Annotated in this window: 21 protein-coding genes; 8 read left to right on the forward strand and 13 right to left on the reverse strand. The window is 69.0% G+C overall.

The features are described from left to right. Positions 1-148: 148 nt before the first annotated feature. Entirely contained in the window at positions 149-802 is a 654-nt protein-coding gene (locus E0497_RS06970) for a hypothetical protein (protein ID WP_161987391.1), read from the reverse strand. Then, a complete protein-coding gene (locus tag E0497_RS06975; RefSeq protein ID WP_137724052.1) occupies positions 799-1,620 on the reverse strand; it encodes a hypothetical protein in 822 nt (273 codons plus the stop codon). Before E0497_RS06975 ends, E0497_RS06970 begins: the two co-directional genes overlap by 4 nt. Before the next feature lie 830 nt (positions 1,621-2,450). On the opposite strand from E0497_RS06975, the gene E0497_RS06980 reads away from it, so the two are divergent. Both E0497_RS06980 and E0497_RS06985 read left to right on the forward strand, forming a co-directional pair. Beyond that, complete coding sequence (locus E0497_RS06980) at positions 2,451-2,804, forward strand: GNAT family N-acetyltransferase (RefSeq protein WP_137724053.1); 354 nt, start codon at positions 2,451-2,453, stop codon at positions 2,802-2,804. 94 nt (positions 2,805-2,898) lie between these two features. Beyond that, positions 2,899-3,240: a GNAT family N-acetyltransferase gene (locus E0497_RS06985; RefSeq protein WP_137724054.1), complete on the forward strand. Its 342-nt coding sequence runs from the start codon at positions 2,899-2,901 to the stop codon at positions 3,238-3,240. A 6-nt stretch (positions 3,241-3,246) separates the two neighbouring features. Here E0497_RS06985 and E0497_RS06990 read toward each other — a convergent pair whose 3' ends face one another. From E0497_RS06990 to E0497_RS07000, 3 genes are read right to left on the reverse strand one after another with little or no spacing between them, the layout of a single operon-like run. Continuing rightward, on the reverse strand, positions 3,247-4,047 hold the full coding sequence (locus tag E0497_RS06990) for an exodeoxyribonuclease III (RefSeq protein WP_137724055.1): 801 nt from the start codon (positions 4,045-4,047) through the stop codon (positions 3,247-3,249). A 14-nt stretch (positions 4,048-4,061) separates the two neighbouring features. Beyond that, positions 4,062-4,292: a putative acetyltransferase gene (locus E0497_RS06995; RefSeq protein WP_137724056.1), complete on the reverse strand. Its 231-nt coding sequence runs from the start codon at positions 4,290-4,292 to the stop codon at positions 4,062-4,064. Between the two features lie 16 nt (positions 4,293-4,308). Continuing rightward, positions 4,309-4,926: a peptide deformylase gene (locus tag E0497_RS07000; RefSeq protein ID WP_137724057.1), complete on the reverse strand. Its 618-nt coding sequence runs from the start codon at positions 4,924-4,926 to the stop codon at positions 4,309-4,311. Positions 4,927-5,069: 143 nt separating this feature from the next. Here E0497_RS07000 and E0497_RS07005 point away from each other — a divergent pair, with 143 nt between their 5' ends. The 5 genes from E0497_RS07005 (at position 5,070) to E0497_RS07025 (ending at position 9,343) form a co-directional block, all read left to right on the forward strand. Then, a complete protein-coding gene (locus E0497_RS07005) occupies positions 5,070-5,396 on the forward strand; it encodes a DUF3263 domain-containing protein (protein ID WP_137724058.1) in 327 nt (108 codons plus the stop codon). 85 nt (positions 5,397-5,481) lie between these two features. Next, positions 5,482-6,069 (forward strand): LytR C-terminal domain-containing protein, encoded by a 588-nt coding sequence (locus tag E0497_RS07010; RefSeq protein ID WP_137724059.1) that lies wholly within the window; start codon positions 5,482-5,484, stop codon positions 6,067-6,069. 62 nt (positions 6,070-6,131) lie between these two features. Continuing rightward, positions 6,132-6,815: a superoxide dismutase[Cu-Zn] gene (gene sodC / locus E0497_RS07015; RefSeq protein WP_137724060.1), complete on the forward strand. Its 684-nt coding sequence runs from the start codon at positions 6,132-6,134 to the stop codon at positions 6,813-6,815. Between the two features lie 80 nt (positions 6,816-6,895). After that, positions 6,896-8,014, forward strand: coding sequence for a glutamate--cysteine ligase (locus E0497_RS07020; RefSeq protein ID WP_137724061.1), 1,119 nt, complete (start codon positions 6,896-6,898; stop codon positions 8,012-8,014). A gap of 24 nt (positions 8,015-8,038) precedes the next feature. Beyond that, positions 8,039-9,343, forward strand: coding sequence for a phosphatase PAP2 family protein (locus E0497_RS07025; protein WP_137724062.1), 1,305 nt, complete (start codon positions 8,039-8,041; stop codon positions 9,341-9,343). 52 nt (positions 9,344-9,395) lie between these two features. On the opposite strand, the gene mnhG is transcribed toward E0497_RS07025, so the two are convergent. Genes mnhG through E0497_RS07055 form a run of 6 tightly spaced genes read right to left on the reverse strand, consistent with a single transcriptional unit; the run spans position 9,396 to position 15,549 of the window. Next, on the reverse strand, positions 9,396-9,737 hold the full coding sequence (mnhG, locus tag E0497_RS07030; protein WP_137724063.1) for a monovalent cation/H(+) antiporter subunit G: 342 nt from the start codon (positions 9,735-9,737) through the stop codon (positions 9,396-9,398). Further along, a complete protein-coding gene (locus E0497_RS07035) occupies positions 9,734-9,994 on the reverse strand; it encodes a monovalent cation/H+ antiporter complex subunit F (RefSeq protein WP_137724064.1) in 261 nt (86 codons plus the stop codon). Before E0497_RS07035 ends, mnhG begins: the two co-directional genes overlap by 4 nt. After that, positions 9,991-10,563, reverse strand: coding sequence for a Na+/H+ antiporter subunit E (locus E0497_RS07040; protein WP_137724065.1), 573 nt, complete (start codon positions 10,561-10,563; stop codon positions 9,991-9,993). Before E0497_RS07040 ends, E0497_RS07035 begins: the two co-directional genes overlap by 4 nt. Further along, positions 10,560-12,161 carry a Na+/H+ antiporter subunit D gene (locus E0497_RS07045; RefSeq protein WP_137724066.1) on the reverse strand — a complete coding sequence of 534 codons (1,602 nt, stop codon included), beginning with the start codon at positions 12,159-12,161 and terminating at the stop codon, positions 10,560-10,562. Before E0497_RS07045 ends, E0497_RS07040 begins: the two co-directional genes overlap by 4 nt. Then, entirely contained in the window at positions 12,158-12,715 is a 558-nt protein-coding gene (locus tag E0497_RS07050) for a Na(+)/H(+) antiporter subunit C (protein WP_137724096.1), read from the reverse strand. Before E0497_RS07050 ends, E0497_RS07045 begins: the two co-directional genes overlap by 4 nt. After that, positions 12,715-15,549, reverse strand: coding sequence for a Na+/H+ antiporter subunit A (locus E0497_RS07055; protein WP_137724067.1), 2,835 nt, complete (start codon positions 15,547-15,549; stop codon positions 12,715-12,717). Before E0497_RS07055 ends, E0497_RS07050 begins: the two co-directional genes overlap by 1 nt. A 199-nt stretch (positions 15,550-15,748) precedes the next feature. On the opposite strand from E0497_RS07055, the gene E0497_RS07060 reads away from it, so the two are divergent. Further along, entirely contained in the window at positions 15,749-16,171 is a 423-nt protein-coding gene (locus tag E0497_RS07060; RefSeq protein ID WP_137724068.1) for an NUDIX hydrolase, read from the forward strand. Here the strand turns inward: E0497_RS07060 and E0497_RS07065 are convergent. Further along, complete coding sequence (locus E0497_RS07065; protein ID WP_137724069.1) at positions 16,124-17,497, reverse strand: hypothetical protein; 1,374 nt, start codon at positions 17,495-17,497, stop codon at positions 16,124-16,126. The two genes, E0497_RS07060 and E0497_RS07065, sit on opposite strands and share 48 nt — an antisense overlap. Positions 17,498-17,519: 22 nt before the next feature. Next, on the reverse strand, positions 17,520-19,691 hold the full coding sequence (locus E0497_RS07070; protein ID WP_137724070.1) for an AAA family ATPase: 2,172 nt from the start codon (positions 19,689-19,691) through the stop codon (positions 17,520-17,522). Positions 19,692-20,001 lie beyond the last annotated feature (310 nt).

A 20,001-nucleotide genomic window follows, 5' to 3' on the forward strand; every position in this document is an offset into this window, starting at 1 on the left:
TCGCGGCGATGACGGACGACCGGGTAATGGACTTGCGCATGTACTTCCCCCATTCGAATTGTGAATTTGCTCAGATGGATTCATGAAGATCCGGAGCTTCCAGCCGTCCCGGCCTCGAGCGGAACCAGGGACGGCTGGAAGCCTGGTCTTACGTGGTGACGTCGATGCCCGGCGAGAACGTCAAAGTGCCGGTCAGGTTCCCCGCAGCCGGCGTGCTGCCGGTGGCCGGCGGGCAGTACGAACCGACACCGTTGGATAGGAACGTGATGCCTGGACTGCTCGACGCGGTGACGTTGGGCTTGCTGTACGGCAGAGGGCCGATGTTGCTCTGCATGAGGGTGATCGAGCAGGTGCCCGCCGTGACGGTGGCACTGTTGTCGGGCATGATCAGGCTGCCTTTGGGGCTACCGCTGTCGGCGCTGACGTTGATCTTCCAGGGCTGGGTCGCTGTGACGGTGGCGGCGGTAAAGCCGTCGAGGTAGCAATTCGACAGATTGACGCTGCTGATCGGGATATCGATGCCACCGGTGCCCGCGTTGACGTTGGAGCCTGCGGCGGGTGTGGTACCCGAGCCGCTCACGGTGTAGCACTCGAGATAATGGCTACCGGCCGTGATGGACAGATAGTTGCTGGTTGCCGTCACCGGAGTGCTGGTCTGGACGACGGTGGTGGATGCGGCGGCTACGCCGGTCACGGACACGGTGAGTGCGGCTGCAGCAGCAGCGCTGGCGAGGATCTGGCCCGCTCGAACGAGTGCTCTCATGGTGATGCCTCCTGTGTTCTGATGGGTTTTCTTCGTCACTGACGGTTCAGATGGACCAACCACGAACTGGCCGTGTACATGTCCACCGTCGTCGTCAGGGAGTTCTTGCCGCTGGCCGAGGGAAGCCCGGCTCGAAGGTTCACTGCCCAGTTGAGCGAGCCGAAGAGCCCACAACCTGTAGCGCCCGGCACAGCGAAATCTGTGGCACTGGCGGTGTAGTCGGGGAAGTACGTGCCGACTGCTCCACCAGGAATGGCGCTGGGCTGACCGCCGGTGTCGGGGTCGACTTTCAGATCGAAGATCACCGGCTTGTCAGAGGTACCGATGTAGCAGTTGTTGCCCAGCATCGGGTTCGACAACTTCAGGCGTACAGGGAGTTTCACCGTCATGTCCTCGGGGCTCGGCAGATTGAACACGGGGGTGCTCACCTGCTCGACTGTGGCGGTGATTGCAGTGGGGCCGAAGCCCTCGGCGGATGCGGTGCCGAGTGCGCCGCCGGGGGTCGTGATCGGCGCGGAGTGTAGTCCCCCGCTCTTGGGGAAGAAATCCCAGTTCATAGGGGGGCCGGGGGTGATTTTGTTGCCGCCGGCGATCATCATGCTGTTCGGCTGCAGGTCGATCGTGAGGTCGCCGAGCTGCATGGTGCCGCTCTTGACGATCACGGTCTGGCATCCGCCAGGTGTGGGCACGGGCTGGCCTGAGGCCGGATCCTTGTTCAACAGGCTGTCGAGTGGACACGTGTCCCAGCCTGTGAACTGGTACGGCGCCTGCGGTGCAGCCGATGCAGTTCCGGCGCCGGCCAGCACGAGTGCGGCGGTGGCGGCGAGAACAGCCGCGCGGGTGAGATTCGTTCGCATGTAGCACTCCCGAGTGGTTCCGCCCCTGAAGCCAGGGGTCGATCGAGTTCGTGGAGATCTTGCCGAGCACACGAGAAGGAACTTCGTATCGAGATGTCTCACGAAAAATGCTGCAGGGGAAGTGGATACCGAACGGTGATACGTGAACGCCGCTCCCGGGTATCGACTCGACGGTGGTCTGCTCGACATCTGCAGCGGGCAACGGTGATGTCCACTGCTGTATCCCGGAAATCCCCCACGAGCGGTCCTTCGTGACCCGACCTCTCGTACACGTCGAAAGGTACACGCCGGTATCGGCAGTGTCAGGAAGTTTCACGAAGAAGTGGAAGAGGCACCCGGCCGGCACATCGATCTGGACGAATGTCCATGTGCTCGAGTCGCTTTGCGGCTGCTCCCGAGGGCCTCCGGTGAGGCCGGGATCTCGAGCAAATTGTACTGCAGTACAAAAAGGTTCGACGAGGGCGCTGTCGAGGCGTCGGACGTCTCGATGAATAGTGTTCCTGCGGTGTGGGTTTCATCACCGGTCGACATCGGGGTGTTCCATGGAAGTGCTTGCTGCAGAAAGTGATCAGATCTCGCACAGTGGCTGCATGAGATCCGGTCCGCGCCCGGAGGCGGTGGTGTGGGTGCGCGCTGCGCCGCCGGGGTGTCGGTGTGATCCGGCGTGGGTGCGCCCCGGTTCGATGGGGTGGAATGCCGGATTTCCGGGCGGGCCCCGATTCGGCGGATCCTCGCCCGATTCGGTCAAATGCCTGACAATCCTGCATCACGTCTGTATAAACAGTGATGTGGATCACACTACTGCATCGACCGTGCCCCGAGGAGGTGTCGTGTTCGCCGATACGCCCCGTGCCGACGTCACCGACAACACCGACCAGAACCGCTTCGAGTTGCGGCTCAACGGGGACCTGGTGGGAATCGTCGGCTACTACGACACCACCCCCGCCGGCCGCCGCGGCCCCGGCGCCGCCCCGATCGTCTCGTTCATGCACACCGTCGTCGTCGAAGACTTCGGGCACCGCGGCCTCGCCGCCGTCCTGGTGCGCGACGCCCTCGACCGCGCCCGCGGCTACGGCTGGCGGGTGCGCCCCGTATGCACGTACGTCCAACGGTTCGTCGTCGCCCACCCCGAATACCGCGACCTCATGGCACCCCTCGAAGCGGACACCACCGCGTCGAACTGACAGCCCGTCACGACCCCGCCACCAGGTCGCGGATCGGCATCGAACCGCCCCACCCGTACCGAAACGGACCCGCTCCGGCGCGTCCGCCGGTTTCATGGGACACGTGAACCCCGGATCGACACGCAGCGCCGCCCGCCCGGTCACCGACGACGCCGTGCGGGTCGTCGACAACCCGGCCCGCGAACGCTACGAACTGTGGGTCGGCGACGACCTCGTCGGACTCCTCGGCTACCACCGCGACACGGCAGGCGGCGTGCTCACCCTGCTGCACACCGTGATCGACGAAGACCACGGCGGCCGCGGCTGGGCGGCCGTCCTCGTCGCCGCCGTCCTCGACCGGGCCCGCCGCGACGACGTCCGCATCCGGCCCGTCTGCACCTACGTCGCCCGCTACCTCGGCCTGCACCCCGAATGCGGCGACCTCGTGGCCGGCTGACCGCCGTCAGGCCAGATCCACCACCACCGGCGCATGATCGCTCGCGCCCTTGCCCTTGCGTTCGTCCCGATCGATGTGCGCGGCCGTCACCCGTTCCGCGAACGCCGGCGACCCCAGCACGTAGTCGATCCGCATGCCCTGCTTCTTCGGGAACCGCAACTGCGTGTAATCCCAGTACGTGTACACCCCCGGACCCGGCGCGTGCGGACGCACCACATCCGCGAATCCGGCCTCGGTGAACGCGTCGAACGCGTCCCGCTCCGGCTGCGATGTGTGCGTCTTGCCGTCGAAGAACGACGGATCCCACACGTCCTCGTCCGTCGGCGCCACATTCCAGTCACCCACCAGCGCGATCTGCGCGCCCGGATCCGCCGCCAACCAGCCCTGCGCGTCCGCCCGCAGCTTCGCCAGCCACTCCAACTTGTACGTGTAGTGCGGATCGGCGAGCTCCCGGCCGTTCGGGACATACAGGCTCCACACCCGCACCCCGCCGACCGTCGCCCCGATCGCCCGCGCCTCCCGCGCCTGCTCGGCCTCCGGATCCTTGTGGAAACCGGGCTGATCGGCGAACCCGACCTGCACGTCCTCGAGGCCGATCCGCGACGCGATCGCCACCCCGTTCCACTGACTCAGCCCGACGTGCGCCACCTCGTACCCGGCCTCGGCGAACCGCTCGTACGGGAACTGCTCGTCCTTGCACTTGGTTTCCTGCATCGCCAGCACATCGGTACCGGTGCGGGACAACCAGTCCACGATCCGGTCGGTACGGGCACGGACCGAGTTCACATTCCACGTCGCGAGTCGCACACCCGAGACAGTAGTCAGTCGCCCCGACGTTCGCGGCCCCGACGCTCGGGTCGCGGGCCCAGCGCCTTCATCCGCAGCACCGCGGCGCGGTCGATCTCCACCACCCGGCCGTCGGCGGTGCGGACCACCACCGACGGCTCCAACTGCTCGAGCGTGCCGATGGCGTCGGTCAACGGATGCGACGCGCCGGGCGGCAGGCGGTACCGCACCACCACCCGGCCGCCGAGCGTCGGCTGCGTCGTCATCCGTCTGTCGATCTCGTCAGTCTTCGTCGTCGATATCGTCGTGGCCGAACGGATCGTCGACGGTCCCCGGCGTCCAGCTCAGGTTCGGCACACCCCAGCCCTCCCGCTTGATCGTCTTCTTCGCCGCACGCTTGTTGCGGCCGATCAGCACGTCCACGTACAGGAACCCGTCCAGGTGCCCCGTCTCGTGCTGCAGCATCCGCGCGAAGAACCCGCGGCCCTCGAGCACGACCGGATTGCCGTCCTCGTCGGTACCGGTCACCTTCGCCCAGTCGGCGCGACCCGTCGGGAACTGCTCACCGGGCACCGACAGGCAGCCCTCGACGTCGTCGTCCTCGTCCGGCATGGTCTCCGGGATCTCCGACGTCTCCAGCACCGGATTGACCACACAGCCGCGGCGCATCGGGTACTTGCCCGACGCGTCCTTGCCGGCCTCGTAGTCGGGGCAGTCGTAGACGAACAGACGCTTGGCGACACCGACCTGGTTGGCCGCCAGACCGACACCGTTCGCGGCGTCCATCGTCTCGTACATGTCGCGGATCAGGTCCGCGAGCTCGGCGGGGGACTCGGTCACGGGCTGGGTCGGCTCGTGCAGGACGGGGTCACCGACGATCCGGATCGGAAGAATGGCCATGGTCGTCAAGGATAGTGGGCGCGACACCGGCGTCGCGTCCCGCCGGACGTCGGGACCCCGTGATTCAATGACCAGCAACAACAGCGGTGTAATTCGTGTTCGGGGCATACTGGATTTCCCGGATCCAGCAGTCGAGGAGTGAGATGGACGGCGCAGCAGCGCGGAACCAGTCGCAACAGCCCGACAGCACGTCGGGGGACGAACGCGGCGACGACGGCCTCACCCGCCGGGACCACGACATTCTCGCCTTCGAACGGCAGTGGTGGAAGTACGCCGGCGCCAAGGAAGAAGCCATCAAGGACCGCTTCTCGCTGTCCGCCACCCGCTACTACCAGGTCCTCAACGCCCTCGTCGACCGCCCCGAAGCACTCGCCGCCGACCCGATGCTGGTCAAACGGCTGCGGCGGCTGCGGGCCAGCCGGCAGAAGGCGCGGGCCGCGCGTCGCCTCGGCTTCGATCTGTCCACCTGAGCCGGCCCCTCCGCCGTCCCCCGAACCCCGGCCGTCGTCCCCTCCGTACCGGAACCGTCGGACGCGCCGATTAAGGTCGTGACCCGTGAGCACCCCGAACCCCGAGCCGTCGGGCACCCCGCTGCGCGCGATCGCGATGGTGCTGATCGCCGTCGCGATCCTCTTCGCCGGCCTGGGCGCCGCCTCCCTGGGCGGGTCGGACTCCGACGAGTCCGCGCCGGTCACCGCGGCCGCCGCGGCCCCGACCACCACCGTCGCGCCCACCACGACCACAGCCCCCGCGGCAGCCCCGACCACGACGGCAGCACTACCGACCGCGGTATCGGGGACTGCAGCGTCGACGACCAAGGCGGCCCCGGTGACCACCTCGAGTTCCGGTGCCTCCGCGCGGGCCGACAAGTCGGTGCCGGTCCGGGTGTTCAACAACAGCACCGTCTCCGGTCTCGCCGCGGACACCGCGGACACCCTCACCTCCGACGGCTGGAACGTCTCCGAGACCGGCAACTACAGCTACGGTCTGATCCAGAACACCACTGTCTACTACGGCAACAGCGCATCCGAGAAGCAGGCCGCCGAGGAGATCGCCGCGGAGCTGGGCGTCAAGGCCGAACCTCGGTTCTCCGGCATCGCCAGCGCATCACCCGGCGTGATCGTGATCGTCACCTCCGAGTAGACCGACCGGACCTGCTGGTTATGATCGTCGGCAGATTTCAACCACCTCGAAGGAGCGGTTCGATGGCCTCGCAATTCACCCGTCGCAAGTCCTGGCGCGTCGTGACCCCGTTGGTCGCGATCGCGGCCCTGGGCCTGACCGCGTGCTCGAACAACGAGGAGCCCAGCGACATCCCGGGCACCACGCCGCCGGTGTGGACCGGTGCCCCCGCCCCGACCGGTGAGCACGCCGAGGCGGGCTCCGCCGAGGCCGCCGGCGAGACCCTGTCGATCGAGCTGAAGGACGCCAAGGGCAGCCAGGTCGGCACCGCGACCCTCGCCGAGGCCGGCAACTACGTCAAGGTCACCGTCAACGCGCAGGGCCTGAAGCCCGGTTTCCACGGCCTGCACATCCACTCGGTCGGCACGTGCGAACCCAACTCCGTCGCCCCCACCGGCGGTGAACCCGGCAACTTCCTGTCCGCCGGCGGCCACTTCCAGGTCGAGGGCCACACCGGCCACCCGGCCAGCGGCGACCTCACCTCGCTCGAGGTGCGTGAGGGCGGCATGGGCTACCTCGTCACCACCACCGACGCCTTCACCCTGAAGGACCTGAAGAACGGCGGCAAGGGCACCGCCGTCGTCATCCACGCGGACGCCGACAACTTCGGCAACATCCCCACCCGCTACGCGGCCGCCGCGGACCAGGAGACCCTGGCCACCGGCGATGCCGGCGCACGCATCGCCTGCGGTGTCATCAAGGGCTGACACCCGAGCACGACATCCGACCGGACGGCGGGGCCACACGGCCCCGCCGTCCGGCGTCTCCCTGTGGTTGGATCGAGGCTGTGGGCGTTCCCTTCGCGGGCTCACCGCGCCCGACTCTCGGGGTGGAATGGGAGATCGCGCTGGTCGACCGGACCACCCGCGACCTCTCCAACACCGCTGCCACCGTCTTCGACGCCGTCGGCGCGCTCACCGAACACCCCCGCGTCAGCAAGGAGTTGCTGCGCAACACCGTCGAATTCGTCACCGGTGTCTGCGACACCGTCGGTGAGGCCGTCGACGATCTCGCCGAGACCCTGTCGCTGGTGCGGCGCGCCGCAGGCCCGCTCGGTGTCGACCTCATGTGCGCCGGCACCCACCCGTTCGCGCAGTGGTCCACACAACTGCTCACCCGCACCCCGCACTACGACGAACTGATCGAACGCACCCAGTGGTGGGGCCGGCAGATGCTCATCTGGGGTGTGCACGTGCACGTCGGGATCTCCGCGAAGGAGAAGGTGTTCCCGATCATCAACGCGCTCCTGTTGAAATATCCTCACCTGCTTGCGCTTTCGGCGTCGTCGCCGATGTGGACGGGCGTCGACACCGGGTACGCCAGCAACCGGGCCCTGATGTTCCAGCAACTGCCCACCGCCGGGCTGCCGTTCCAGTTCGAGAGCTGGAACCAGTTCGAAGACTTCGTCCACGACCAGTTCACCACCGGCGTCGTCACCGACCTCGGCGGCCTGCACTGGGACATCCGTCCCGCACCCCGCTGGGGCACCATCGAGGTCCGGGTGTGCGACGGCATCTCCACCCGCACCGAACTGGGCGCCCTCGTCGCGCTCATCCACTGCCTGGTCGTCGACCTCGACCGCCGGCTCGAAGCGGGCGAGACCCTGCCGTCGATGCCGCCGTGGCACGTGCAGGAAAACAAGTGGCGCGCAGCACGATACGGGCTCGACGCCGAAGTGATCCTCGGCGCCGACAACCGGGAACGGCTCGTCACCGACGACCTCCACGACCTGCTCGAACAACTCACCCCCACCGCCGTCCGGCTCGGCTGCGCCGACGAACTCGCCCGCGTCGCCGACATTCCGCGGCGCGGGGCGTCGTACCAACGGCAACGCAAGGTCGCCGCCGCCACCGGCGGAGACGTCCGGGCCGTCGTAGCATCCCTCGTCGACGAACTCGACACGTAAGCCCGCATTCACCCGCCGTTTACGATGTACGTCGTGCTGGTGGACGACGGTGCCCGGACAGGGCAGATACGGCTGACCCCGGATGTTCGCCGACGACTGCTCGTCGGCGGTGTCGTCGCGGTGATCGGCGTCCTCGTCGTGCTGCAGGCCTTCGCCTCCACCCACGGGTTCCCCGGCCCTCTCGCGAGCCTGCTCGACGACGTCGCCGGCACCCCCAAGTCGGCGTCCGTGCCGTGGGCGGGACTCGCGCTCGCGATGGTGGGGCTGACGAACCGGCAGCGGGTGATCGCCCTGTCGAGCGCCGTCGGAATCGACGTCGTCGTCGCCGCGATCCGCCACCTCGCAGGTGGGCCGCTGACCGTCGGCAACGGTGCGGTGATCGTGCTGACCGCGACCGGGGTGTGGGCGGCCCGGTCCCTGCGGGGCGAACAGCGTCGGGGCGCACTCATGGGCGTCGGCCTCGGCGCCCTGCTGATCGTCGCCACCAAATTCGGGGACGTGTGGCTGCACATCACGATCCTCGCCGGACCGCAGGTCCTCGACCCGTACGTCCAACTCGCCGACCACGCGCTCGGCAACCCGTCGTGGGTGATGGGCCGGGTCGTCGACGCGCTCGGACCGGTCGGCTACGGCGTCCTGCACTGGGTGTACATCGAACTGCCCGTCGCCGCGATCGTCGTCGCCCTCCACCAGTTGCGCCGCGGCTGGCCGTCACACCACCTGGTGCGCACGTTCCTGCTGATCGGGCTCGTCGGACCGGCGTTCTACATCCTGTTCCCCGTGGTCGGCCCGATCTTCGCGTTCCCCGACGCCTGGCCCGCCGTCGTCCCGTTCGATCTCGCACCGGCGGCGATGCCGTTCGACGACGTCACCCCCCGCAACTGCATGCCCAGCCTGCACACCGCATGGGCGCTCGCGATCTTCCTGCACTCGAGGCAGGGCCCGCGGTGGCTGCGCTGGGGCGGCACGTTCTGGCTCGTCGCCACCCTCACCGCGACCCTCGGCTTCGGCTACCACTACGGCGTCGACCTGATCGCCGGCGTCGTCCTCACGCTGACCCTCGAGTCGGCACTGCGCGACCCGGAACGCGGCTGGGACCGGTTCCGGATCAGGCTCGTCACCTGCGGTGCACTACTGCTCGCGGTGCTGCTGCTGAGCTACCGGTACCTGTCGGTGCCGATCGCCGAATATCCGATGGTGTCGGCGCCCCTGCTGCTGGGCGTGCCGGCGCTGTTCGCGTACACCTACTGGCGCGTCTTCCACTCCGTCGCCCCGTCCCCGCGTTTTGCGCACTTGACGCGAGATTCCGGCCCCGAACCCTCGCGCTGAGTGCGCAAAACGCGGCTGCTGAGGGGCGGGTGCCGAAGTATGGGCGGCGGCGTCAGCGGAACGCGGTCGGATCGTCGTCGTACTGGTCCATGAGCAGTCCGTCGCGGCCCCGCTGTTCGCGGTAGGCGACGCGGCCGACGCTGTGTGCGATCACCGGTGCGGTGAGCAGCGTGAACAGGCCGACGAGCACGAGCATCCAGATGTCGACGTTGCCGTGCAACCGGATCACCGACCCGATGAGCACCAGCACCAGGCCGATGACCTGGGGTTTGGAGGCGGCGTGCATGCGGGACAGGGTGTCGGGGAAGCGGACGATGCCGATCGCGGCGGTCAGTGCGAGCAGGGCGCCGACGAGGATGCAGACGGCGGCCACGACGTCGAGGAACGTGTTCACGAGTCGTCACTCACCCGGAATCGGGCGACGCTGATCGAGCCGACGTAGCCGACGAGGGCGAGCGCGACGATCGCCGGGACGATCGTGGTGTCCCGCGTGTACGCCGCCCACACCGACAGCCCGCCGATCGCGGTCGCCACGAGGGTGTCCATCGCGACGAGGCGGTCGAGGCTGCTCGGTCCGGCGAGCAACCGGTAGGTGGTCAGCAGCGCCGCTGCCACCAGCATCGCTCCGGCGATGACCATCACGGCGGTCATGACGGATCCTCCCTGCCCTGGTCGTGGTATTCGTAGTCGCGCAGATGCCACGGTGCCGGCTGCCAGTCGGAGTCCCGTTCGAACGCGTTGATGAACAGCCGCTCGAGCCGGCGGGTGGTCCGATAGAACTGGTCGACGGCCTTCGTGGTGCCGACGTCGAGGACGTGGACGTACACGACGCGGCGGGCCTGATCGACCTCGAGCACCATGGTGCCGGGGATCAGGTTGAGCACGTCGATGCACAGGGTGAGCACCAGATCCGATTTGATGCCGAGCTTGCAGCGCAGCACCCCGGTGATGGGGGGCGGGCCGGGGCGCAGCGCGAGCCACGCCACCTGCATGCTCGACTGGGCGGCGTAGACGACGCTCATCCCGACCAGTTTCACCATCGACCACAGGTGCACCCGGCCCTCGACGGGCACCCGCGGCAGCGGCAGCAGCCACATGATGAGCGCGCCGACGGCGAGACCGCCGAGCAGGTTGGCGATGCTGAACGTGCCCCACAGCAGGGTCCACACCAGCGCCAGCCACGCGAGGATGCCGAACCGCAGCACGCGTTCCCGGGTCATCGTCCGCCTCCCTCGCCGAGAACCGAACTGATGTACACGTCGCGGTTCTGCAGGTCCTTCGCGGCGCGGTCGCTGACACCGATCATCGGGCCGGCGAACAGGGTGAGCGCCAGGCCCACCACGACCAGGCCGATCGTCGGGGCCAGCATGAACACCGGCATCCGTCCGACATCCTCACGGTCGACGAACGCGATGTCCTCCTCGGATTCGTCGATGAGGGCGGACGGACTGACGTCCGCGAGGTCGCCCTCGGGGGCGTCGGCGCGGGCCCGCCAGAACGCCTTGGTCCACACGCGGGCCATGACGTACAGCGTCAGCAGGCTCGTGACGGTGCCGCCCGCGACGAGCGTCCACGACAGCACGCTCGGGTGCGCGACACCGGCCTGCAACAGCGCGATCTTGCCGATGAACCCGGAGAACGGGGGAATACCACCCAGGTTGAGGGCGGGGACCAGGAACACGATCGCGAGCACCGGGCTGGCCGCGGCGAGGCCACCGAGCCGGCGCAGCGACGACGACCCGCCCTGCCGCTCGATCAGGCCGACCACCAGGAACAGGGTGGTCTGCACGATGATGTGGTGCGCCACGTAGTAGACGGCACCCGACAGTCCCGACTGGGTGGACAGCGCGATACCGAAGATCATGTAGCCGATGTGGCTGACCAGGGTGAACGACAGCAGACGTTTGATGTCGGACTGGGCGATCGCACCGAGGATGCCGACGAGCATCGTGAGCAGACCGCACACCATGAGGATGCCGTCGAGCTCGCCCTGCGGGAACAGCAGCGTGTGCGCGCGGATGATCGCGTACACGCCGACCTTGGTGAGCAGACCCGCGAACACCGCGGTGACCGGGGCCGGTGCGGTGGGATAGGAGTCCGGCAGCCACGTCGACAGCGGGAACACCGCGGCCTTGATGCCGAACGCCACCAGCAGCACCCCGAAGATCGCCATGCGGGTGCCGACGGGGATGTCGTCGAACCGCAGCGCCATCTGCGCCAGATTCAGGGTGCCGGTCGCGGCGTACGCGAACGCGATGCCGCACAGGAAGATCAGCGACGACACCACCGACACCATGACGTACGAGACACCGGCCCGGACCCGGTCGGCGCTCGCGCCCAGCGTGAGCAGCACGAAGCTCGCCGCGAGCAGCACCTCGAAGCCGACGTACAGGTTGAACAGGTCGCCGGCGAGGAACGCGTTGCACACGCCCGCGGTGAGCGCGAGATACGTGGGCAGGAAGATCGACACCGGTTGCTGCTCGTGGCCGTCGCGGATGCCCTGACCGACCGAGAAGATCATGACGGCGAGCAGCACGATCGCCGACACCAGCAGCATCAGCGCCGACAATCGGTCCACGACCAGGGTGATGCCGATCGGGGTGTCCCAGCCGCCGACCTGGATCGCGGTGGTGCCGTGCCGGTCGGCGAGGTACAGCAGCATCGCAGAGATCGCGGTGACGGCGACCAGCGCGCCCAGGGTGATCCAGCGTTGGACGGTGGAGCGGCGGCCGACGACCAGGGTCGCGGCCGCGGCGATCATCGGGATCAGGACGGGCAGCGGCGCCAGGACGCCGATGAGATCGGAGGAGAGGTTCACAGTCGTTCTCCCACCGTTCCGGGTTGCGCGCCGTCGTGGCTGTCCAGCGTGTTCTCGGACGCCCGGTAGTCCTCGGGTTCCTCGACGAGTTCGACGGGGATCGGGTTGCCCTCGGCGTCGAAGGCGTCGCCGATCTTGGACGGTGCACCGGTGACCGGGTCGTCGGAGCGGTCGCGGTCGGGGGCCTCGGCGGGGCTGCGCCGCCGCAGAACCTTGGTGTCCTCGGTGTCGTCGTCGACCCGATCCGTGGTGTTGATCTTGTAGGAGCGGTAGGCGAGGGCCAGCACGAACGCGGCGATGCCCATCGTGATGACGATCGCGGTCAGGATCATCGCCTGCGCGAGCGGATCGGCCATCTCCCCGTGGATCGACTCGCGTCCGACGATCGGCGGGTTCCCGGGCCGGCCACCGATGGTGAGGATGAGCAGGTTGACGGCGTTGCCGATGAGCAGCAGGCCCAGCAGCATGCGGGTGATGCTGCGTTCGATCAGCAGGTACACGCCCGCCGCGGACAGCACACCGACGATGATCAGCGAGACGAGGTCGGCGTCCATCACGCGTTCACCTCCTCCTTCGCGTCGAGCCGGGCCCCGAGACTGCGGAGCACGTCGAGCACGAGGCCCACCACGATCAGGTACACCCCCAGGTCGAAGAACAGTGCGGTGACGAGTTTGATGTGGCCGAGCAGCGGCAGCGTCACCTCGAACACCGCCGACGACAGCGGCGGCGCCCCCAGCAGCAGCGACGCCACCGCGGTCCCGGCGGCGAACAGCAGGCCGATGCCGAGGATCTTCCCGGCGTCGATCGGAACCGCCTCGCCGAGCTCGTAGCGGCCGCCGGCGAGATACCGCAGCACCAGCGCCAGACCGGCCGTCAGACCGCCCGCGAACCCGCCGCCCGGCGCGTTGTGGCCGGAGAAGAAGAAATACACCGACAGCACCATCATCGTCGGGAAGATCAGCCGGGTCGTCACCTCGAGGACCAGCGACCGGTGCCGCGGATCGATGAGGTCGCCGCCGCGCAGCCACGTCGTCTCCGTGTTCGACGCGGCCGCGTCCAGCACGACGGACGGGGCGTCGGACACCCGCGGTGCGGTCCCGAACCGGCGGTGCCGGAACACCAGGCTCGCGACCCCGGTCGCGGCGACCAGCAGCACCGAGATCTCACCGAGCGTGTCCCACGCGCGGATGTCGACGAGCAGCACGTTGACGATGTTGCGGCCGTTGCCGAGCGTGTACGCGGCCTCGGGCAACTCGTGGTAGATCGGGACCGAGTTGCGGGCGTTCATCGCGTACGCGGCGAGCGTCGTGATCGTGGCCCCGACCCCGACCGCGAGCAGCGCGCGCGGCAGCTTGAAGCCGACGGCCTGCCGTTCGTCGATCTCGGCGGGCAGCTTGCGCAGCACCAGCACGAAGATCACCAGAGTGAGGGTTTCGACGAGGAACTGGGTGAGCGCCAGATCGGGGGCGCCGTGCAGCGCGAACAGCACACCGCAGCCGTAGCCGCTCATGCCGACGAGGATCACTGCGGCCAGACGGTTGCGCATCACCACCGCGGCGAGCGCCGCCGAGATCATCATGACGCCGACGGCCAACTGCAGCGGCGACTCCCACAGCCGGATCCGCGCCCACACGTCGGTGCGCAGCGCCAGCAGGATCACCGGCAGCAGCACCAGCGTCGCGAGGATCGTCGACTGCGTCAGCGGCAGCGAACCACGCTGCGTGAAGCCCGTCAGCCGCATCGACAGCGTGTCCATGCCGCGCAGGACGGCGTCGTACACGCGGTCGGCGTTGCCGAGCGGCGGATTCTGGAACCGCACGTGCGCCGCCGCCCAGCGGTGCGCGACGAACAGCAGCGTGCCGAGCGCGACGACCACCCCGGTCAGCAGCAGCGGCACGTTGAACCCGTGCCACAGCGCCAGGTGGTAGTCGGCGTGCGGACCGGCCGGCAGGGTCGTCGTGTACGGCGTCAGCAGCTTCTCGAGCTGCGGCGACAGAGGTCCGGCCGCCAGTCCGGCGACCGCGAGCAGCCCGGCCGGGGCCATGAACAGGGCGGACGGGGCGTGCATGCCCGCGACGGCGGGGCTCGGCCACCGCTGCCGCTTGCGGCCGAACGCACCCCACACGAACCGGATGCTGTACGCGAGGGTGAGAACCGAGCCGAGCACGATCCCGGCGAGCGTCGCGGTGCGCGCCCACGGATCGAGCACGTCGGTGGTGAGGATCGACTCGAGCGCGGCTTCCTTGCCGACGAACCCCAGCAGCGGAGGCAGCCCGGCCATCGACGCCGCGGCGAGCGCCGCGATCGTCGCCAGCCACGGCGCGTGGTGCCCCAGCCGGGCCAGCTTGCGGATGTCGCGGGTGCCGGTGGTGTGGTCGATGACGCCGACCACCATGAACAGGGCGGCCTTGAACATCGCGTGCGCGACCACCATCGTCATACCGGCGAGGGCCGCGTCGCGGGAGCCGACGCCGACGAGGACCGTCAGGAAACCCAGCTGGCTGACGGTGCCGAACGCGAGCACCAGTTTGAGGTCGAACGACCGCAGCGACCGCCACCCGGCGAGCAGCATCGTGGCCAGGCCCAACGTGATGATCGTGACCCGCCACGTCGGCGAGTCCGCGAATCCGGGGGCCAGCCGCGCCACGAGATAGATGCCGGCCTTGACCATCGCGGCCGCGTGCAGGTAACCGCTGACCGGGGTGGGGGCGGCCATCGCGCCCGGCAGCCAGAAGTGCAGCGGCACGATCGCCGACTTCGACAGCGCGCCGATCAGCACCAGCACGATCGCGACACTCGCGAGCCAGCCGTCCGGCGGGTGCGCGACGACGTCGGAGATGTTGTAGCTGCCCACCAACTGGCCGAGCATGATGATGCCGACGAGCATCGCCAGACCGCCGGCAGTGGTCACCAGCAGTGCCTGCGTCGCGGCGCGGCGACTGGTCGCGCGTTCGGCGTAATGCCCCACGAGCAGGAACGACAGGATCGTCGTCAGTTCCCAGAACGTGTAGAGGATGATCATGTTGTCGCTGGTCACAAGGCCGAACATGGCACCCGCGAACGCGACCATCAGTGCGGCGAAGATGCCGAGGCGGGGTTCGTCGTCGGTGAAGTACCGGGCGCAGTAGACCAGGATCAGGGTGCCGACGCCGAGCACGAGTACCGACATGATCGCGGCCAGCGAATCGAACCGCATGTCGATGTCCATCGACAGGCCGGGAACCCAGCGGATGTGCAGTTCGCGTTCGACACCCCAGTTCGCGATCACCCAGCCGAGGCTCGCGAACGGCACGAGAGCGAGGGGGAAGAAAGCGTTGCGCCCCATTGATCGCACGACGAGTGGAGCCAGAACAGCAGCTAGCGCGTGAGCGATCAATACGACAAGCAAATGGCACTCCGTCGGGTTTGTCGGGCGGCGGGGTGACGAATCGGTGTGAACCGAGAGTCGAGCAGACCGTGCGAACAGGTCGCGAAATGGACTACCGGAGCCATTCTACTCGAGAGGACGACAACACCCGCGAGCGGTAGGAAACGGACAGATCCGGCATGTGGGCGCGGTGGGGAGCCAGGAGAGTACGTTTCGACGCGTGCCCGACGACAACCTCCCCGTGATCCGCACCGCCGCCCTCGCCCACATCCGCGACCGCCGCCTGCTGCAGGCACGCTCGTCCGGCAAGAGCGCGTTCTACATGGCCGGCGGCAAGATCGACCCCGGTGAAACCCCCGAACAGGCCCTGCACCGCGAGATCCGCGAAGAACTCGACACCGACATCGTCCCCGGCACCCTCCGCGAACTCGGCGTGTTCGAAGCCCCCGCCTTCGGGCACCGCCCCGGCACCCGACTGCACATGACCTGCTACCTCGCCGACCTCGCCGACGAACCCCACGCCACCAGCGAAGTCGACGAAATCCGGTACTTCACCGAAGCCGAATACCTCGCCCTCCCCGACACCGCCCCCGGCTCACGCCTCGTCTTCGCCCGACTCCGGGAACTCGGACTCGTCGACTGAACGGACGCCCCGCAACGCCAGACCACAGAACACCACCACCAGCAGCAGGGCCGCCGCGGCCAGTCGGTCGAAGGTGATGGCGTCGGCAGAGGACACGAGGAGTGCGTTCGTATCCGACGGCGAGTCGACGGCGGACGGAACGCCGGGCAGCGGTTCGTACGACGCCGTGTAGATCGTGAACCGCGTCGTGATGTCGACGACCGTCGTGAACACCAGCGACAGCAGTGGCACGACGAGTCCCAGGGCTGCGGTCGTGCCACTGCCCGGCAGTGTCGCCCCGAGCGTGAGGCCGATGCCGGCGCCGAGGACGGCGAGTTCGACGAGCAGCGGGCCGGCACCGTCGGACGGGGTCGGATCGATCAGCGTCCAGATCGGGATCACCGCGAGGACGGCCGGGCCGATCACGGGTGACGGCAGTCGCGGCGCCGCCACGACACCGGCCGCCACCGTCGCGACCCCGACGAGCACCACCGCCCACGCGAGATGGTGCAGGGATTCCCGCCACAGCACGGTCGCGACGAACGGGACGGTGGCGGCGACGGCGGTCGCGGCGAACAGGAACGGTGACCTCGACCGCCGGGCCCACAGTTCGGTGAGTGAGACGACGAGCACCAGGCTGATGCCGATGACGATCCACAACCGGAAACGGGAGGTGTCCTGTCCGTCGATCCACGCGCCGAGCAGTCGATGAGCGACGGCGAGTGTCACTGCGGCGACCGCGACCCGGCCCGCGACCTCCGGGATGGCGCGGGCCGGTTCGTCGGGGTGGCGTCCGGTCGGGACCGTGACGGCGCACCCGATCGTGAGGACGAGGGCGGGCACGAGGATCCACCACGACGGCTCGCCGAGGGTGGAGGTGCTCGGCGACCAGTCGGCGCGGGCGCCGTGCGCGAGGACGAACGTCGACGCGACCGCCGTCACCAGCGCCAACCGTGGGAGCGGACGGGCCCACGCCGCCGCGACCGTCGCCCCCAGCAGGATTCCCGCGGCGATGCACTTGCCGTAGTGCAGGAGCGTCAGCACACCGACGTCGTCGGCGCCGTGCACCGCGAACCGGATCGCGACCAGCACGACGGTCGCGACGGCCGCCGTCACCCACGACGGCCGGGTGGTGCGGGCGCGCTGCACCGCCCCGTAGGCGAGGACGGCGACCACGGTGCCGATCGCGACGGCCGTCGGGACCGCACTGAGCCACGACTGCAACTGGCGGGGCGACGCCGAGAATGCGCCGTACCATTCGGGCGGGCTGATCAGCGCATACGTGCCCAGTGCACCACCGAACAGGGCGGCAGCGGCGGTCAGGAGCGCACGGACGTTCGTGGTCACCGCCTCGACGCTACCGGCCCGGTCAGCGGTTCTCCGCGTACTCCTTCAGATGCGCCACCTGCGCCGCATCGAGCGACGGCCGCACCGTCTGCCGGGCCGCCGCGACGTCGTCGGCGGTGACGGTGGCGGCATCGACGTCGCGGCGCATCGCGGTGAGCGCAGCCTCCCGCAGCAGCGCCGAGCAGTCGGCGGCCGAGTAGCCGTCCAGGTCGCAGGCGAGGTCGTCGAGATCCACGTCGTCGGCGAGCGGCACCGATTTGCCCGACGTCCGCAGGATCTCCCGGCGCGCATCGGCGTCCGGCGGCGGCACGAACACGAGACGCTCGAGCCGGCCGGGACGCAGCAGCGCCGGGTCGATGAGGTCGGGCCGGTTGGTGGCGCCGAGCACGACGACGTCACGCAGCGGTTCGACGCCGTCGAGTTCGGTGAGCAGCGCGGCCACGACCCGGTCGGTGACGCCGGAGTCGGAGCTCTGCCCGCGGCGCGGGGCGAGCGCGTCCACCTCGTCGAGGAAGATCAGCGACGGCGCGGAGTCCCGGGCCCGCTGGAACAGCTCGCGGACCGCCTTCTCCGACGCGCCGACCCACTTGTCCATCAGTTCCGCACCCTTGACCGCGTGCACACTGAGCTGGCCCGAACTGGCAAGGGCGCGAACAAGATACGTCTTACCGCAGCCGGGTGGACCGTACAGCAGGACGCCGCGCGGCGGTTCGACGCCCAGGCGGGCGAACGAATCCGGGTGCTGCAGCGGCCACAGCACCGCCTCGGTGAGCGCCTGTTTGGTCTCGACCATGTCGCCGACATCGTCGAGGGTGACGCTGCCGATCGCGAGTTCCTCGGTGCCGGAACGGGACAGCGGCCGGATCACGTCGAGCGCACCCACCAGATCCGCCTGCGTCAGCCGCGGCTCCGACTTGTCGGCGTTCGCCCGTGCCGCCGCCCGCAGCGCCGCCTCCCGGCACAGGGCGGCCAGGTCGGAGACGACGAAACCCGGAGTGCGCGAAGCAATTTCGCCGACGTTCAGGTCGTCGGTCGGTACCTTCCGGAGCAGATGCTCGAGCAGTAGTCGCCGGCCCGCACCGTCCGGCAGAGGCAGCGACAGTTCCCGATCGCACAGGTCCTGCGCGCGCAGCCGGTCGTCGAGTGATTCGGGATGCGCGGTGGTCGCGACGAACGCCACCGACTCGGTGTTCACGGCCCGCCGCAACTGGTCGAGGATCAGCGTCGACACCGGTTCCCGGACCGACGGCAGCAGCGCATCGACGTCGGTGACCAGCAGGACGCCACCGGACCGGACCGCGTCGACCGCCGCGACCACCCGCTCGAGCCGCGACTGTGCCTCGGACGCGCCGACCCCCGGACCGTCGAGTTCGACGACCCGCCGCGTCGCGAGGACCGACCGGGCCAGCGTCGCCTTGCCGACCCCCGCCGGGCCGGTGACCAGCACCCCGAGATGCGGGGACGCACCGAGCGTGCGCAGAAGTTCGGGTTCGTCCAGGGCGAGCGCCAGCCACTCGCCGAGCTTGCCGGCCTGCGCTGCCACCCCCACCAGGTCGTCGACCGGGACAGCGTCGGCTGGTTGGTCACTGGTGACCATCGAAATCTGTTGTGCGACAGGAGTTCCTGTCGGCACCCCGGCGCCCCAGCTGGCCGCAGAATTCGGTTGCACGCTCACCGGACCACCGGACGGGTCGACCCCCGTCACCGTCAGCAACTCCGACGTCCACGTCACCCCGAACGCCCGCGACAGTGCCTGAGTCGCCGACGTCGTACTGGTGCCCGGGCCGAGATCCCGCGGCAGCAGCGACACCGCGTCCCCGACGGTGAGGACCTTGCCGAGCAGCGCCTGCCGCAGCGTCACCTCCGAGATCGCCTGCTGCGCCATCGCCGACCCGCTCACCGTCACCGCCCGCGCCCCGTACACGGTGGCGGGGGCGACGACCACCGTCGCGTTCTCCCGCAGACCGGTATTGGAGAGGGTGACGTCGTCGAGCAGGGCCGTCCCGGTGGGGGTGCCGACCGGTGCGAGGCCCGCGACCGCGGCGGTCCGACGCGCCCCGACGAGAGCGATCGCATCCCACTCCCGCAGTCCCAGCGCCGCAAGAACTTCGGGGTGCAGTCGCACCACCCCGCGCCGGGCGTCCGCGGCGGACGTGTTGAGCCGGACGGTGAGCGTCAGTTCGGGGGAGGTCACGCCGTCCAGCCTAGTGTCGCGCCCGTTTCGTCCCCCGCCCCTCGCGTTGTGCGCACTTGTCGCGCTGAATTCGGCTGGCGGATTCATATGGTCACAGCAACAAGGTGATCGTGAGGAGGCTGGGATGGCGTTGGGATTGTTGAATCGGCGGCGGTTCGTCCGGCTGATCTGTGGTGGTGTGCCGCAAGGGAAAGCGGCCCGGGCGGTAGGGATGTCACGGCGGGGTGCGCAGTCGTTGTGGTATCGACTCGGGGGTCCACCGCTGCGTCGGGGCCGGGGTGGCGGACTGGTCACCCCGGTCGACGAGGAG

This window comes from Prescottella subtropica, assembly GCF_005434945.1.
Lineage (GTDB): Bacteria > Actinomycetota > Actinomycetes > Mycobacteriales > Mycobacteriaceae > Prescottella > Prescottella subtropica.

What these genes read in the sequence shown, in the direction of transcription:
- E0497_RS06985 (WP_137724054.1), top strand. Translation starts at nt 2,899, where the DNA reads ATGGGACACGTGAACCCCGGATCGACACGCAGCGCCGCCCGCCCGGTC.
- E0497_RS07050 (WP_137724096.1), bottom strand. Translation starts at nt 12,715, where the DNA reads ATGGACGCCGACCTCGTCTCGCTGATCATCGTCGGTGTGCTGTCCGCG.
- E0497_RS07025 (WP_137724062.1), top strand. Translation starts at nt 8,039, where the DNA reads ATGTACGTCGTGCTGGTGGACGACGGTGCCCGGACAGGGCAGATACGG.
- E0497_RS06995 (WP_137724056.1), bottom strand. Translation starts at nt 4,292, where the DNA reads ATGACGACGCAGCCGACGCTCGGCGGCCGGGTGGTGGTGCGGTACCGC.
- E0497_RS07035 (WP_137724064.1), bottom strand. Translation starts at nt 9,994, where the DNA reads ATGACCGCCGTGATGGTCATCGCCGGAGCGATGCTGGTGGCAGCGGCG.
- E0497_RS07000 (WP_137724057.1), bottom strand. Translation starts at nt 4,926, where the DNA reads ATGGCCATTCTTCCGATCCGGATCGTCGGTGACCCCGTCCTGCACGAG.
- E0497_RS06975 (WP_137724052.1), bottom strand. Translation starts at nt 1,620, where the DNA reads ATGCGAACGAATCTCACCCGCGCGGCTGTTCTCGCCGCCACCGCCGCA.
- E0497_RS07005 (WP_137724058.1), top strand. Translation starts at nt 5,070, where the DNA reads ATGGACGGCGCAGCAGCGCGGAACCAGTCGCAACAGCCCGACAGCACG.
- E0497_RS07040 (WP_137724065.1), bottom strand. Translation starts at nt 10,563, where the DNA reads ATGACCCGGGAACGCGTGCTGCGGTTCGGCATCCTCGCGTGGCTGGCG.
- sodC (WP_137724060.1), top strand. Translation starts at nt 6,132, where the DNA reads ATGGCCTCGCAATTCACCCGTCGCAAGTCCTGGCGCGTCGTGACCCCG.